The organism is Mucilaginibacter sp. P2_A5, from assembly GCF_056404995.1.
In genome coordinates, this window is the sequence record NZ_JBFUCY010000024.1 from 66,119 (window position 1) to 82,265 (window position 16,147).

General features: G+C 44.6%; 11 protein-coding genes. 6 read left to right on the forward strand and 5 right to left on the reverse strand.

The features are described from left to right. Nucleotides 1-382: 382 nt before the first annotated feature. The 3 genes from AC1DXF_RS20550 to AC1DXF_RS20560 all read right to left on the reverse strand — a co-directional run bounded on the left by AC1DXF_RS20550 (nucleotide 383) and on the right by AC1DXF_RS20560 (nucleotide 4,030). On the reverse strand, nucleotides 383-1,129 hold the full coding sequence (locus AC1DXF_RS20550) for an SDR family NAD(P)-dependent oxidoreductase (RefSeq protein WP_477450575.1): 747 nt from the start codon (nucleotides 1,127-1,129) through the stop codon (nucleotides 383-385). Between the two features lie 125 nt (nucleotides 1,130-1,254). Then, nucleotides 1,255-2,292: a LacI family DNA-binding transcriptional regulator gene (locus tag AC1DXF_RS20555; protein ID WP_477450576.1), complete on the reverse strand. Its 1,038-nt coding sequence runs from the start codon at nucleotides 2,290-2,292 to the stop codon at nucleotides 1,255-1,257. 439 nt (nucleotides 2,293-2,731) lie between these two features. Further along, entirely contained in the window at nucleotides 2,732-4,030 is a 1,299-nt protein-coding gene (locus tag AC1DXF_RS20560) for a family 8 glycosyl hydrolase (protein WP_477450577.1), read from the reverse strand. A gap of 258 nt (nucleotides 4,031-4,288) precedes the next feature. Between AC1DXF_RS20560 and AC1DXF_RS20565 the strand changes: the two genes are divergently transcribed. The 5 genes from AC1DXF_RS20565 to AC1DXF_RS20585 all read left to right on the forward strand — a co-directional run bounded on the left by AC1DXF_RS20565 (nucleotide 4,289) and on the right by AC1DXF_RS20585 (nucleotide 12,898). Next, entirely contained in the window at nucleotides 4,289-6,472 is a 2,184-nt protein-coding gene (locus tag AC1DXF_RS20565; protein WP_477450578.1) for an alpha-glucuronidase family glycosyl hydrolase, read from the forward strand. A gap of 23 nt (nucleotides 6,473-6,495) precedes the next feature. Continuing rightward, nucleotides 6,496-7,605, forward strand: a complete 1,110-nt coding sequence (locus AC1DXF_RS20570; RefSeq protein WP_477450579.1) for a glycoside hydrolase family 43 protein — start codon at nucleotides 6,496-6,498, stop codon at nucleotides 7,603-7,605. Nucleotides 7,606-7,696: 91 nt separating this feature from the next. Then, nucleotides 7,697-9,319 (forward strand): GH35 family beta-galactosidase, encoded by a 1,623-nt coding sequence (locus AC1DXF_RS20575; RefSeq protein ID WP_477450580.1) that lies wholly within the window; start codon nucleotides 7,697-7,699, stop codon nucleotides 9,317-9,319. Nucleotides 9,320-9,806: 487 nt separating this feature from the next. Further along, nucleotides 9,807-11,192 carry a M20/M25/M40 family metallo-hydrolase gene (locus tag AC1DXF_RS20580; protein WP_477450581.1) on the forward strand — a complete coding sequence of 462 codons (1,386 nt, stop codon included), beginning with the start codon at nucleotides 9,807-9,809 and terminating at the stop codon, nucleotides 11,190-11,192. Between the two features lie 380 nt (nucleotides 11,193-11,572). Then, a complete protein-coding gene (locus tag AC1DXF_RS20585; RefSeq protein WP_477450582.1) occupies nucleotides 11,573-12,898 on the forward strand; it encodes an MFS transporter in 1,326 nt (441 codons plus the stop codon). A 198-nt stretch (nucleotides 12,899-13,096) separates the two neighbouring features. Here the strand turns inward: AC1DXF_RS20585 and AC1DXF_RS20590 are convergent, their stop codons facing one another. After that, nucleotides 13,097-14,044: a tryptophan 2,3-dioxygenase family protein gene (locus AC1DXF_RS20590; protein WP_477450583.1), complete on the reverse strand. Its 948-nt coding sequence runs from the start codon at nucleotides 14,042-14,044 to the stop codon at nucleotides 13,097-13,099. Nucleotides 14,045-14,243: 199 nt separating this feature from the next. On the opposite strand from AC1DXF_RS20590, the gene AC1DXF_RS20595 reads away from it, so the two are divergent. Then, complete coding sequence (locus tag AC1DXF_RS20595; RefSeq protein ID WP_477450584.1) at nucleotides 14,244-14,711, forward strand: universal stress protein; 468 nt, start codon at nucleotides 14,244-14,246, stop codon at nucleotides 14,709-14,711. A 97-nt stretch (nucleotides 14,712-14,808) separates the two neighbouring features. On the opposite strand, the gene AC1DXF_RS20600 is transcribed toward AC1DXF_RS20595, so the two are convergent. Further along, complete coding sequence (locus AC1DXF_RS20600) at nucleotides 14,809-16,098, reverse strand: HAD-IB family phosphatase (protein ID WP_477450585.1); 1,290 nt, start codon at nucleotides 16,096-16,098, stop codon at nucleotides 14,809-14,811. Between the last annotated feature and the right edge of the window lie 49 nt (nucleotides 16,099-16,147).

Here is a 16,147-nt window from a genome sequence, read left to right on the forward strand (position 1 = left end):
GGATGATTGGCCAAAGGACCACAAGAGTGCCATCGGCACGGCTCATATTTTGGCGTAAACTAGGTATTTTCAATTTGTTAAACCGATATATACACATTGTTTCATATGGCTCGAACCTACGGTTCTCAATCATTTTCTTCATTTTTTTCCACGGGTTAAAACCCGTGGAAAAAAATTGGCCGAGGCTACGCCTCTAATTCGTATTGAACAAGCCCCGATGTGTCGACAAAAAATAACTTCAGAGTCTGATTCGCAACCACGTCCATGTTGCCCATACAAAGCGTCATATAACCATTTATTTTTCTTTGCTTCTTGGCGTCTTTGCGCGAGAAATACCCATTTTAATATCAAATATTTAATACAGCTGACAACGAAATTTTATTTAAAACCCAATAGAATTGCCGCCATCAACCTGCAATATTACCCCGGTTACATATTTGGCGCTATCTGTAGCTAAATAATAAATGGCCTCGGCAACGTCTGCGGGTTCGCCCAGCTTGCCCATGGGGGTGCGGCCTAAAACTTTTTGCTTCCTGGCGGGATCATTATCTAATGCCTTTGCCGACATATCTGTAGCTATAAAGCCCGGAGCCACGCAATTTACCCGGATGCCCTGCGGCGAGAGTTCGGTGGCCATGGCGCGGGTCATCCCTTCAATAGCGGTTTTTGAGGCGGTGTAAGCTATAACATAAGGAATACCGTACTGCGCCGCCATCGAACTTACATTAACAATACTTCCGCTGCCTGCGGTCAGCATGCTTTTTACAACTTCGCGGCTTAATGAAAATACCGATACCAGGTTTGTTTGGATAATTTGCTGAAAATCATCGTCGGTAACCTCGGTAAATGGTTTTTTATGGTTGATGCCGGCGTTATTCACCAGGATATCGGGTACGCCAAACTCCTGTACAATTGATGCTACCAAAGCCGGTATCCCGGCGGTCTGGCTCAAATCGTACGGTTTATAACTGCAAAGCTCGCCAAGTTCATGAGCCACATTGGCCAGCTTTTGCTCGTCACGACCGATAATAATTGTCCTGATGCCTTGTTCAATAAATTTTTTTGCCGTGGCTAATCCCAGGCCCGACGCGCCTCCTGTAACTATAGCCAGTTTTGTTTTTGATCCCATTATAATATATTACTGTTGAAAAAGAGCCAAGAGGTTAGAATCAAGAGTTAAGACTTTGAAGCGATGATCAAAGAAACTATCCATAAAGCGAGGCTGTCTTGATTCTTGATTCTAACTTCTTGACTCTATTGTTGCTTTTTCCTGGCCGATGATTCTCGTATAATCAATTCCGATCTTAATATCAGGCTATGGGTTTGCTGCAGGTCGTTTTTGTTAACCAAATGATTAATGAGCAAATTGGCGGCAACTTCGCCCATTTCATACCCTTTGTAATTTACCGTAGTTAAATTAGGTTCAATTACGCACGATGCCGGGTCGTTGTTAAAGCCCGCAACGGCAATATCTTCCGGTATTTTTATTCCTGCTTTTTTGAGTACCTGTATGCAACTTACGGCGCTCACATCGTTGGTGGCAAAAATGCCATCGGGGCGGTTGGGCATATTTAATATAGCTTCAGCGGCAATGGCCGATGCCCCGGCGCTCAGGTCATTTATGATCACCAATTGTTCGTCAAACTCAATGTGATGTGTTTCGAGCGCTTTTCGATAGCCCCTAAGGCGTTCGGCGTAAACATTACGCAATTGGTTACCTGTAATATGTACCACTCTTTTACAGCCCTGGTCAATAAGATGGCTGGTAATTTCGTAGGCCGCTTTGTAGTTATCAATACAAATTTGCGGGTAGTGGTCATGCTCAAATACCCTGTCGAAGAAAATTACCGGAATCTTGCGTTTTATAAACGGTTCAAAATGCTCAATGCTGGTAGTATCATAAGCAAGCGAAACCAGCAAGCCATCCACCCGGTTGTTCAGCATAGCTTTCGCGTTGCTGATCTCTTTCTTCATGGTTTCCAGTGACTGGCTGATGATGAGGTTATAATTATTATCATTTACAACCTTTTCCATGCCGGCTATCACGTCAGACATGAAACTGCTGTTCAGCCTTGGTACTATAACGCCAATGATATTGCTGTTTTTACGGCGTAAGTTGCTTGCGAACGAGTTAGAACGGTAGCCCATCTCTTCGGCTGCCTTAACAATCGTCTTTTTGGTATTCTTGTTTACCCGTGGATGGTCCTTAAGCGCGCGGCTTACTGTGGCTGCCGAAACATTGAGCTTTTTAGCTATATCGTAAATGGTGATCTCTTTTTCGCTGCCGGGCATGAGTTTAATTAAAGCGCCTAAATTAATTGTGTAACCGCACCGAAATGGTTGCCGGATTATTTTAATGGATAAATGTAAAAATTAAATGCTTATTTAACTAACTTTTGGCAATCGGTTGCATAAATTCATGCCCTATTATGCCAATATCAGATACTTTGATATTTGATTTACAGTTTTCAGACTAAGCAATCCGGTTACAATAGCAGTCATCAGCACAAACGGGGCTAATGGGATAGTTTCGGTGTGTTTCCGGCGTCTAACGGGATATTTGAAGTATTAACGGGTGTAATAGTGGAGTAGTGTAGTGAGTAGTTGATTGGGTTGATTAGGTGAGTGGTTGAGCAGAGCCTTGCCAAAGGTTGATACGGTTTATTTTACTGATTCCCTGTACGCTCATTAACCACTCACCTAATCAACCCAATCAACCACTCACCCACAACTACCTCGGCGGATAAATCCTGTAATTCCCGCTGCAATGTAAAAAGCTCATGATGTAAAGCAGGCCATCATAGTACCGTTCAACAAGGGCTTGTGGCACAGGGGTATTCCACAATGCATCAATAAATTTATCGCGGTTGGGGTTTGTAGCTGCAAGGCTGGTAACCGCGTTTGTGGCTATTAATCCACCGGCATGCCGGTTATCCAGTTGATTGCCTGTCAATGTAAATTGGCAGCCATAGGTATCTAATCCTTTGGATGCAAAAAAGGCCTGGATTTTATCGCTTAAAACCTGCTCTGCCGGGGCTTTATGCCACCAGGCCCAGTCAACTGACCAGTTGCTGGCCGTACGCCAGGAATCGAAAGAGAAATTAACCGCGTTTTTATTAAAACCAATGGCAAAGGGGCTGCCGTCAAAATTAGCGTAATCTGATGCCAATCCTGTTTGCGGGTTTGTTGCTTTTACAAAAAAAGCCCGGCTGGTGTCGGCGGCGGCATACCAAAAATCGCGGTCTTCCTTTGGTCCCCAGCGTGCCCATAGTTCGTAAAATGCGGGCAGGTGATAAGATGGATCGGTAAACATACTGCGGGCAATGCCCGGTACAAAAAGGATCATGTTCTTTTCCTCGTTAACCATGGGGCCAATCTTGCGCGGGCCGAATTTAGTTGGTCCGCTTTTAATGGGGTGATGCCGCATGGTAGTCAATAACTTATCTGCCCACTGATGATAATTGTAAATGCCCGCCCCATTGCCCCAGCGGCCCGATGCGAAATATAACGACATCACAAAGTACTCCTCGCCATCGGGCGCCGGCGTTTCTTCATTCGGCGTACCATCTCTTTTTAACGACCAGGAAAAGTATCCTTCCGAAGGATGTGCCGGGTCGCTGATATACATTTTGGTCATGGCGTAGTTCCATATCGCATCAAAAACATCTTTCCGGTTTAGCTGCACAGCAATCATCATCCCGTATGACATCCCTTCGCTACGGATGTCATGGTGCGGTACATCGCTTACATACGCCATGGGGCCATTCCTGTTTTTTTTAACCGGAAAATAAACCGCCTCGCTATCGGGGTTGCCAAAAAACAGCTGGTTAAATGCTTTGTTAATTTTGGTATCAATTTCTTTTTTTGAATGGCCGCGCTCTTTAAACAGGTTTGGGTATTTACCGGTCGCAAATGCGCCGCTTCCGTCATTAAGTTTAGCCGTTTGTGCTTGTATCATCGTGCCGCAAAAAGTAATGTAAAGGATTCCAATCAGGGCGACAGGCATTTTCAAATAGTCGAATGTTTTCATCAGGCTTGTTTTGTACCGGTCAGCGTAAAAGTTAGGATTGACGGCCGGTAATGATTTAAATAAATGAATAATTGGTTTTGAATTGCTAAATATAAATAAAGGTTTATATATTTGCAATCGATTGCATAAAGTTTAAATCATTATAAACCATTGTGGATAGGGCATGCGCTACCGGTGTTCTTTCATAAACTTTAATACATCATTTTATTGTTTTTTATTACAGAAAAAAAGGTTTACCGATGCTGAATTAATGACGCCATGGCCAAATATTCTATAAAGAAAAATATGTGTTTGCTGGCGCTGCTTTTATTGGGAGCGGTAACCAATGCCCGTGCCGATGATGGATATAAACTTTGGCTTGAGTACAACAAGATAGCCAACCGGCAGGCTGCAGCGGTTTATAAACAACAACTTAAATACCTGGTTTTTCCGGCAGCATCCGATCAGCTTAAGGCAGCTAAAGCGGAATTGTTAAAAGGCCTGGACGGTATGTTGTCAATGCTACCCGTCGACGCCAAAACTGTAACAGGCGGCGGTACACTCATTATTGGTACACCACAATCCTTAAAGGGATTATCTGTTACCATCCCTGATAGTATAGGCAGCGAAGGGTATATCATAAAAACAACCCTTGTCCATCAAAAAAAATGTATCCTCATTACAGCCAAAGCCGATGTAGGCGTGCTGTATGGTGTTTTTAATTTTTTAAAGCTGCTGCAAACTCACCAGGCTATTAATAATCTTAATATCACTGATCGTCCGCGGATGATGAACCGGGTGTTGGATCATTGGGATAACCTGAACCGCACTGTGGAGAGGGGCTATGCGGGCTCATCTATCTGGAACTGGCACAAGCTGCCCGGTATTATCGACCAGCGGTATATTGATTACGCGCGAGCCAATGCTTCGGTAGGGATTAATGGTTCGGTTATCAATAACGTAAATGCCGATGCGCTTATACTCTCGCCTCTATATTTAATTAAAATTCAGGCGCTTGCTAATGTTTTCAGGGTGTATGGTATTAAAATTTATTTGTCGGTAAAATTCAGCAGCCCGGTAGAGTTAGGCCACCTGAAAACGGCCGATCCGTTAAATGACGATGTGAGAAAATGGTGGGCCGATAAGGCCGACGAAATTTATCGTTACATTCCCGATTTTGGCGGATTTTTAGTAAAGGCCAACTCCGAAGGCCAGCCCGGCCCCCAAAGTTATGGCCGTACCCATGCCGATGGCGCCAATATGCTGGCAGATGCGCTGGCCCCACACCATGGCATTGTGATGTGGCGGGCTTTTGTGTACGATAATAATGTGCCTGATGACAGGTCGAAGCAGGCATATAATGAATTTAAGCCCTTTGATGGGAAGTTTAAAGATAATGTGATTATCCAGGTAAAAAACGGGCCGATTGATTTTCAGCCGAGGGAACCTTTCCATCCGCTGTTTGGCGCCATGCCCAATACCGCGCTGATGATGGAATTCCAGCTAACGCAGGAGTACCTTGGCTTTTCGACACATTTGGTTTATGAAGCGCCATTATTTGCCGAAACCCTGCAAGCAGATACGTACATGAAGGGTAAGGGGGCAACCGTATCACGCATCCTCCAGGGTAATTTTAATAAAAAACTAATAACAGGTATGGCTGGTGTGGCCAATATCGGCACAGACTTAAACTGGTGCGGGCATCCCTTTGCCCAGGCCAACTGGTATGCCTTCGGTCGCATGGCCTGGAACCCCGATCAGTCGCCGGCGGCTATAGCCGATGACTGGCTAAAAATGACTTTTACCAATGATGCTGGCTTTGCATCGCCGGTTAAAAAAATTATGTTGCAATCAAGGGAGAATACCGTTAATTATATGACCCCGCTTGGTTTGCACCACATTATGGGCGTATCTACCCATTATGGCCCCGGCCCCTGGGTTGATAATGCAGGCCGGCCCGATTGGAATGCCACTTATTATCACAAAGCCGATTCGGCCGGGATTGGTTTTAACCGTACCGGCACGGGTAGCAATGCACTGTCGCAATACACGCCACAGGTTCAATCGCATTGGGAAAACCTGCAAACCTGCCCCGATAAATACCTTTTATGGTTCCATCATTTAAGCTGGACCTACAAAATGCGTTCGGGCAAATCATTATGGGACGAAATGGTTCACCACTATTATATGGGTGCCGATTCGGTTAAGCAAATGGGTTTAACGTGGGATAAAATGCAGGGCAAAGTGGATGCGGAGCGTTTTGCCCTGGTACAACAGCTGATGAAAGTTCAGTTAAGTGAGGCCGCATCCTGGCGGGATGCATGCGTTTTATATTTCCAAACTTTTTCAAAAATGCCCATCGGGGCCGGATATCCGAAGCCCGAACACCCGCTATCGTACTATAAAGACATGAAATTTTATTATGTGCCGGGTATCGGGGGCAATAATTACATGACCAATTAATCATCACCATAAACCAAACGCCAATGAGCAAGCAATTTACCACCGCAACATTAATTACTACGCTTTTTATAGCAGCAGGCATGTTGAGCGCATGCGACCCGCCCACCAAAAAAGCGGCCGATGCAGAAAGCAGCAAAACAGATACCGGCAAAACAGTAAAATTCCTCTCGCAACCGCTTATCAGCTCCATTTACACCGCCGATCCATCGGCGCACGTGTTTAACGGCAAAATTTATATTTACCCATCGCACGATATCAACGCGGGCATTCCCGAAAATGACAATGGGGATCATTTTGCCATGAAAGATTATCATATTCTTTCGATGGATAGTATTGGCGGTAAGGTTACCGATAACGGGGTAGGGCTGGATATTAAAGATATTCCATGGGCAGGCCGCCAGCTGTGGGCGCCCGATGCTGCTTATAAAAACGGTACCTATTATTTATACTTCCCGGTGAAGGATAAAAAAGATGTTTTTCATATTGGGGTGGCCACATCGGCCAGTCCGGTTGGTCCGTTTAAGGCAGAGCCTGAACCTATTGCCGGAAGTTACAGTATTGATCCGGCTGTGTTTACCGATACCGACGGTAAAACCTACATGTATTTTGGCGGTATCTGGGGCGGGCAACTGCAACGCTGGTCGACCGGGAAATATGAGGCTGATGGTTCAAAAACAGATTCGAAACAGGAAGATGCCCCGGCCATCAGCTGCCGTGTAGCCCTGTTAAAACCTGATATGAAAAGCTTTGATGGTGCGGTAAAGGATGTTGTTATTTTAGATAGCCTGGGCAAACCGTTATTAACTAAAGATCATGACCGCCGGTTTTTTGAAGGCTCATGGATGCACAAATACAATGGTAAATATTACTTCACTTACTCAACCGGCGATACGCATTTGCTTTGCTACGCGATAGGGGATAAACCGCTTGGGCCATTTACCTACAAAGGCGTATTTATGAAGCCGGTACAAGGGTGGACTACCCATCACTCCATTATCGAAATAAAAGGCAAATGGTATATATTTTATCATGATACCCAAATATCGGGCAAAACACACCTGCGCAATGTAAAGGTGACGGAGCTGCAGCATAATGCAGATGGTTCAATTAAACTCATCGATCCTTTCTTGTAAACCGGCGACATAGGTAGGGTTTGCTGTTTTCCAGTTAAGTATGGGGTATCGGGATTTAATTTCTATCCACCCATCAATTAAGTCAATTGCTATGAAGTATTTCATATTCATTCTGTATTGTTTAATCACCGTTGGGGGTAAAGCGCAAAACAGCAGCCCTGCAATGCCACAAATTAAATATTGGGGCAATAATGCCGAATTGCTGGTGAATGGCAAACCTTTATTGATGACTGCCGGGGAATTAGGAAACTCGAGCGCTTCCAGTACAGCATACATGGAACCCATTTGGCCTAAGCTAAAAAAAATGCACCTGAACACTTTGATAGCCCCTGTGTATTGGGAGTTGATGGAGCCAAGGGAGGGTACATTTAATTTTGTGCTGGTTGATTACCTTATAAAAAGCGCCAGGGAACATCAGATAAAACTGGTTTTACTTTGGTTTGGCACCTGGAAAAACAGCATGAGTTGTTACGCGCCCGCGTGGGTTAAAACAGATCAAAAGCGCTTTCCGCGGGTGCAAAGCAGCGAAGGCCGCTCTGAGGAGATCATTACGCCGTTTTCTGAAAATGCATTGAAGGCTGATTGCAAGGCTTTTACCGCGCTCATGCAGCACTTAAAACAAACAGACAGCCAACAGCATACGGTAGTAATGATACAGGTAGAAAATGAAATAGGCATGCTACCCAGTGCCCGCGACCATTCAAAACCTGCCGACGCTGCGTTCAACCAAGTGGTTCCGGAAAAGCTAATTACCTATTTAAATTTGCATCGAAATAAACTTGTACCCGAAATTCAAAAGATGTGGCAGGGCGGTGGTTTCAAAACTTCGGGTAGCTGGGCGGCTGTTTTTGGTAAAAGCGCGGCTACCGATGAATTGTTTATAGCCTGGTATTTTGCCATATATGCTAATGAAGTGGCCAGGGCGGGTAAAGCGGTTTACCCGCTGCCAATGTATGTAAACGCGGCCCTTAACGCGCCAGGTAAACAACCCGGGCAATACCCAAGTGGTGGGCCGCTGCCGCATTTAATTGATGTTTGGAAAGCTGCCGCCCCGGCCATTGACCTGCTTTCGCCCGATTTTTATAACCCCAATTTCGAGTATTGGAATGATCGCTATACTAGGCTCGACAACGCTTTGCTGATTCCCGAACACCGTTTTGAAGAAGGGGTGGATGCCAAAACGTTTTATGCAATTGGCCACTACAAGGCCCTGGGCTTTTCTCCCTTTTCTATTGAATCCGGTAAAAAGGCCGAAGCAGAATCGCTGGGGAAATGTTATGATATTATTAACCAGTTATCGGGCGAGATCAGCAAAGCCAAAAAACAAGGTTTGATGGAAGGCGTGTTGTTAAGTAAGAATGCGGACACGGTTAAACTGGAAATGGGCGATTATATATTAACCGTTTCGCACGATTTAACCTTGGGCTGGTCGCCGAAAGCTAAAGAAGCAAACTGGCCTTTGACAGGTGGCATCATCATCGCCTTATCAAAAGATGAGTTTTATATAGGCGGCACCGGGCTGGTAATAAGTTTTAAACCGAAGAATGAAGCGCTGCGTGCGGGGATACAAAGTGTAGATGAGGGCACTTTTGTAAACGGCAAATGGCACCCCGGCCGCCGTTTAAACGGCGATGAAGACCACCAGGGCAGGCACCTCAGGATCCCGGTTGATGAATTTGGCATCCAGCGTATTAAGCTTTACAGTTATGAGTAAGTATTGTTAATTGACCTGGAATTTCCAATTAATTTATAACTTTAAAACTGTGAGTTACCCGAGTTTTAACTGCCCATGGAAGCCAAAGAAATCTTAAAAGCTCATGTAGCTAAAATAACCATGTTAACTGATGAGCAGTTTGACTAAATAGATAACCGCTGGCTGATCGTTAATAAAATGATTACTGATGTGGCAGAATAAATTCTAACCTGTGGTACCAAGCTGTCACCTATTCAGTTGGGATACAACTGGATCCAATGCCGGGGGGGCCTGGTAGTTCCGAGACTTATACGTTCCCGGCATGGTAAAAGAAGAGTCTTGCTAAAAAAGGCAGGAGAAGGCCATTCATTATTGCCGCAAAATATTAAATTTGTTTCGACTGACTTTTTGTAAAATAAACGTGTCAAAAGTTGCTGAAAAGTTGAAACTTTTTGCTAAAAATTTGAAGTTTATTGCGCATTATTACCATTTTTTTGAACATTTTTAGATGAAAAAAACATTTACCCTTTTGTGCGCCGCCATGCTGTCGGCCACCCTTGTCCATGCCCAGCAGGACTCCCTCCTCATCCGCAAAATTTATGACGAAGCCCTGGTAAACGGCAAAAGCTACGAAAGCCTGCGTTACTTGTGCAAAAACATAGGTCAGCGTATCAGCGGCTCGGCCAACGCCCAAAAAGCGGTGGAATACAGCAAGAAGCTGATGGAAAGCTACGGCTTTGATAAGGTTTATTTACAGGAAGTTATGGTGCCGCACTGGGTACGTGGTGCCAAAGAAACCGCCTTTATAATTGATGGCAAAACCCGCATCCCGGTGCCTATTGCTGCCCTGGGTATGACGGTTGCCACGCCTAAAGAAGGTATTACGGCAAATGTAATTGAGGTACAAAGCCTTAAGGAATTGGCTACCCTTGGCGAGGCTGCTATTAAAGGCAAAATCGTTTTCTTTAACCGGGCTTTTGATCCACGCTTCATTGAAACCGGTCAGGCCTACGGAACCGCCGGCGATCAGCGCTTTATGGGCCCGGCCGCTGCTGCCAAATATGGCGCGGTAGGCGTTATAGTGCGCTCATTGACCGAGAGTTTAGACGATTATCCCCATACCGGCGCTACCCTGGCCGATAAGGATGCCAAAAACATCCCTGCTGCGGCAATCTCTACCAAAGCGGCTAACAAGCTGAGCGCCATGCTTAAACTGCGTAAATTTCCTGCAGCCAAGTTCTACTTCAAACAAAGCTGCCAGTTATTGCCCGATGTATTATCCTACAACGTAATTGGTGAACTGACTGGTACAGAGCACCCTAATAAGTTTATAACCGTAGGCGGCCACCTTGATTCATGGGATTTGGCCGAAGGCGCGCACGACGATGGCACGGGTGTAATGCAATCGGCCGAGGTGCTGCGTGTGCTTAAGGCGGTGGGCTATCGCCCTAAAAATTCGGTTCGCGCCGTGTTTTTCATGAATGAAGAGAACGGCCACAAAGGTGGTACCAAATACGCCGAGCTTGCCGCTCAAAATAAGGAGGAGCACATTGCCGCTATAGAAACAGACGAAGGCGGTTTTACCCCACGAGGTTTTAGTTTCTCGGATGTATCCAAAGAGTTTATCCAGAAAGTGAACACCAACTGGAAATCAATATTAGCGCCATACGAAGTTGACCAACTGACTATAGGTGGATCTGGAACAGACATTGAACCGATGAAAGAAAAGTTGCCAGGGGTTATCCTGATAGGTTTTCGCCCTGATTCTCAACGGTATTTCGATATCCACCACACCCCAAATGATGTTTTTGAAAACGTAAACAAACGTGAGCTTGAACTGGGCGGCGCCGGTATAGCAGCGCTGATTTACCTGATAGATCAGCACGGATTCTGATGTGCAGATATGCAGATTAACTTCGTTGAGGGCTTCGCCGTTTCAGATGTGCAGATGATTTTTTTATTGATGAATTAATTTTTTCCGCCGCCTGTGTCCTCGCAGGCGGCTTTTTTGCATTAAGGATAGGAGCGGATACCGGCCAAATGTGGCTAAGGCCCGTGCAGTATTAGCGCATAGCCTGACCCGAGGAACGAGGGTAATGCCCTAATCTGAATTTAACAGGTACGATTTAACAGGTGCTTCCACAGGCGGCTTTTTTGCAGTTAAAATCTGCACATCTGAAATTTGAAATCTGCACATCAGACAAAAAAATCCTGTCAATCCTGTTAAATCCTGAAAATCCTGTCGTAAATTTGCGGCACATCTAAAACAACACTGTGGCCGAAGAAGGAGAGAGTAAACCCAAAATTGATTCCTTTGCAGCATTGCGATATAAAGATTTCCGGTCTTATATCGGGATGCGTTTTTGTTTCACCTTTGCATATTCTATGCAGGCCTTTGTATTAGGCTATTACATATGGCATATTACCAACAGTAAAATTGCGCTTGGCGGCATAGGGCTTTGCGAGGCTATCCCTGCTGTTTGTATAGCGTTGTATGGCGGCTATATTGCTGATAAATCTGAAAAACGGAAAATGCTGCTGCTGATTTTTGGCGGCGTACTTATTACCGCAGCAGTAATATTTGCCGTTACCCTTAAAAGCATGCATGGTATTATTAAAACCGAATGGATAGTACCGATTGTATATTTAATGGTTTTTTGTAATGGTATTGCGCGTGCCTTTTATGGCCCGGCCACTTTTACCATATATGCCCACAGTATTCCTAAAGAGCTTTACCCCAATGGAAGTACCTGGAGCAGTTCGAGCTGGCAGGTTGCCGCTATATTAGGGCCGGCAGTGGCTGGTTTAATTATAGCTTACCCCGAAAAGATTCTTCACGGATTGGATGGTGTTACAGCTACCTTCGGGCTCATTATTGTATTGATGCTAATTTCGCTGATGCTGGTTGCAGGTTTACGAAAATATCCGCCGGTGTTTATACCTAAAGAAAACATCTGGACAAGCCTGAGAGAGGGGATGCAGTTTGTATTTAATAATAAGATGATGATTGGCGCCATGAGCCTTGATCTTTTCTCGGTGTTTTTTGGTGGTGCGGTATCGTTATTACCCGTTTTTGCTGACGAAGTGCTAAAAGTTGGCCCCGATAAACTTGGTATTATGCGAATTATGGCATCAATTGGGGCAGTGTTAACCATGCTGGTTATGACCAGGTTTTCGCCCATGAATAAACCGTGGCGTAATTTGCTTATTGCGGTAACAGGTTTTGGTATTTCTATAATTTGCTTTGGCTTATCTAAAAATTTTTACCTGTCGCTGGTGTTTCTATTTACAGAGGGGGCATTTGATAGCGTTAGCGTAATCATCAGGGGGACTATTATGCAATTACTAACACCCGATCATATGCGCGGCCGTGTATCGGCTGTTAACCAGATGTTTATAGGCTCATCAAACGAAATTGGTGCTTTTGAATCGGGAACGGCAGCCTCTTTGCTGGGTACGGTGCCGTCGGTGCTTTTTGGTGGCAGTATGACGATGCTGATTGTTGGGGTAACCTATTTGAAAACCAAAAGGCTTGTGCCGTTGTCGTTAAGCCAAATACAATCACCGAAAGTGGCTGAAGAAGGGCTTGCTGTAAAATGATAAGTCAGTCGTGGGCGTGCTAAGTAAATATCAGGAGGACTACCGTTGTGTGGGATCCAGGGACAAGTTACCCATGACATGTTCGAAAATCCCAGACTTACGAAGTTTTAAAAACTTCGTAAGTCTTTCGCCTGCGTGTCATCCCTTCTTCAGAATTTCGCGAAATTTTACAATTCAGGATAACTTTTTGCTGCTTGCTTACCCCAGCACGCTATCAACCCAGGCCTTACCCCAATTCTCCATTTCGTCGACACTCCATAGTGATGGGTAAAAAATGCGTTTCTGAAAACGGGGAGGCAGATATTTTTGCCAGTTGGTGCCGCCGGTGGCTTTTATTTCTTCGGGTTCGCGGTTAAGGTAGCGCACGGCCGATTTGTAGTGCGATAGCGGCCAGTTTACGTTTACATTTACATCCAGCTGGCGCAATTCGGTTTTTAACTCAGGTGTAAGCTGTCCTTCGGCTTCAAATTTTAAAGCCAGTGTGTTAAAATTATAGCTAACGTTTGCCTTGCCAAGTTCAATAAATGTTTTGGCGTACTTTTTTTCGAACTGTTTAAGTGTCAGTGTTTTTTTGCCGGTTGATAGTTCGGTAGCGCCAAACTTCCAGTACAGGTATTCAAATTGCTCTTCAATTGTGGCTGTACGCAGTTCTTCGCGTTTGTCCTTAGCTACCAGGTTAATAAAATCGGTGGCGTAGATCTCGATCATCCTGTACTGGCCCGATTGAAAGCCGCTGGCCGGGAGTAATGACATCCTGAACTTCAGGAACTGCTCTTTTTCCATCCCATCAACCATAATCTCGAATGATTGGGTTAAAGCGCCAAAATACCTGTTAATCCGTTTTAACCTTGCTGTAAAAAAATCTACGGTTAGGGGCGCGGCGATAGCTATCTGTTGGCATTCATGCAATGCCAATTTAAAATACAGCTCGGTTATCTGGTGATAGATGATAAAAATTTCTTCGTCGGGGAAAGGCGTTTTAGGGCTTTGGAGGCTTAGTAACGTATCCAGGTGAATGTAATCCCAATAGGTTAAAAAATCGGCGTACAGCAAGCCATCAAGATAGGAATTCATATCCTGGCCCATGGCCTCATATTTTTCCTGTAATTGCGCCAGGCGCTCTTCAATTTCTGGAGAGAATTGCATAATCAAAGGTAGTAAAAATGGGATGAGGTTAAACAGGGCTAAGTAACATCGAAAACTAAAACATTTTTTGATGCGGGCTGTCTTATGTCTGAACCGGAATTCATCGAATTTTTTAAATTATTAGAATTCCAACACATCATTTAAAATTCTGTCTTTCTTTAATTCGATGAATTCCGGTTCAGACAAATCCTCAAACATCATGAAAATCAATAAAATATTAATAGGCATTGATGATAGTACCTATGCGCATAATGCGGCCGCGTATGGGTTTGATATTGCACATACTTACAAGGCTGCGGTTGGTTTGGTTCATATTATCGAGCCGGCTGTTTTTCCGCCAGACGCCAACGATAGCCTGATCGGGATGCCAATGGGTACTATGGGTGTAGATCAGGTGGAGTTGGTTGATTTACAGGCCCAACAATCTTCATCTGTAATTGATGCTATAAAAAAAGAATATGCAGGTGAACTTGAAGTTACTTCGTTTACCGAATTTAACATCACCGCCGATGGCATAATTAACTGCGCCCAACAATTTAATGCCGACCTGATAGTGATAGGCACCCATAGCCGTACCGGCCTTGATCGTTTGCTTATGGGCAGCGTAGCCGAAAACGTGGTGCGCCATTCAACTATCCCGGTATTGGTAGTGCCTTTTATCGCCTGATGAGGTTCGGGGTTCGTGTTGCGAGGTTCGGGTACGCAGCGCCGGATGTTTTAAGACCTAAAAAACACGAACCAGGCAACAGGAACCAGGCAACCGATTAATACAGCAGCCTGAATTTTATAGTATGCTCAATAGCTTTTAACTGGTTAAGTACTTCGGTATCATAGCCGGTATTCACATCGGTAATTACATAGCCTATTTGCGGGTTTGTAACCAAAAATTCTCCAACTATATTGATGTTATGGCGGGCAAATACATCGTTTATTTTTGCCAGGATACCAGGCACATTTTTATGGATGTGGATTAAACGGTGTGCGTTGTTAACCCTTGGGGGCTGTAAGTCGGGGAAATTGCAGCTGGTATGTGTTTTGCCCTCGTTCATAAAAGCCATTACCCTTTTTGGTAAAAAGTCGCTGTTATGCGGGTTATGCCTCGGATCGTCAAATATAATAATACCGTTTTCTGTGGCTGTTTCGGCAAGTTTATTACTGCATTTGCCAAAAATGCCTATTACTTTCAGGCGGCCGGCATTTTGTATTTGCTCTGGGGTAGGCTGATGGTCTTCATCGCAAAATAAAACCCCTGCCTCTTCCAGATACTTTTCTTCTACCTCGTCGCGGTTGCGAATGTTGTAACCCTCTTTTTTCATCTGGGCCTGCGCTTCCTCGTCAATGTTGCCAACTACCAGGCATTTGATGCGATTTTTGGGATATGATATAGCACGGGGTAATTTATTGAGGTACAGGAACTCGTCAAAACTTGGGGTAATATGGTCGGCCTTTTCGGCAACCGATTTACGTTCGATATTTTCGGTAAAGGCGTAGAATTTTTTGATCATACCCGATTCCTTTAACTGAAAATCGGAGTAGCCGTCGCCAATGCCATAAATATCGCCGGGCAGTTGTAGTTCTTTCAGCAACTTAACTTTGCCACCCTCCTGCGAGAGGGGGTTGGTGCGATCATACCCTATAATATTACCTTCTTCGTCAAACTCGAAAGTATTGGCGTAGATATTTTCTTTTTTAATGTGATACTCGGTAACTACAGGCGTAATAAACTCTTTGAAACCGCCGGATACGATCAATACCTCGTCCTGGTGATTTTTAAAAAAGATGGTGTTGCGCGAGAATGAGGTAGATACCTTTTTCTTAAGATGACTGATAAGCTGCTTTAAATGATCACGGTTGGCGTTCAGTAGTTTAACCCTGGCTTCTAAACTTTGGGTAAAGGATAGCCTGCCTTCCATCGAGGCATTGGTTAAATCTTCTATCTGTTTGTAAATACCCTCGCGGTCGGGATGATTTTTGAGGGATATGCGGGCCAGTTCGTCAAGGGCCTCAACCTGTGTAAACGTGCTGTCGAAATCAATAATAAAGTACTGCTCCATCTTGGGTGCAAATGTGCGAATTTTTTTGGTTCATTAGTTCATTGGTTTA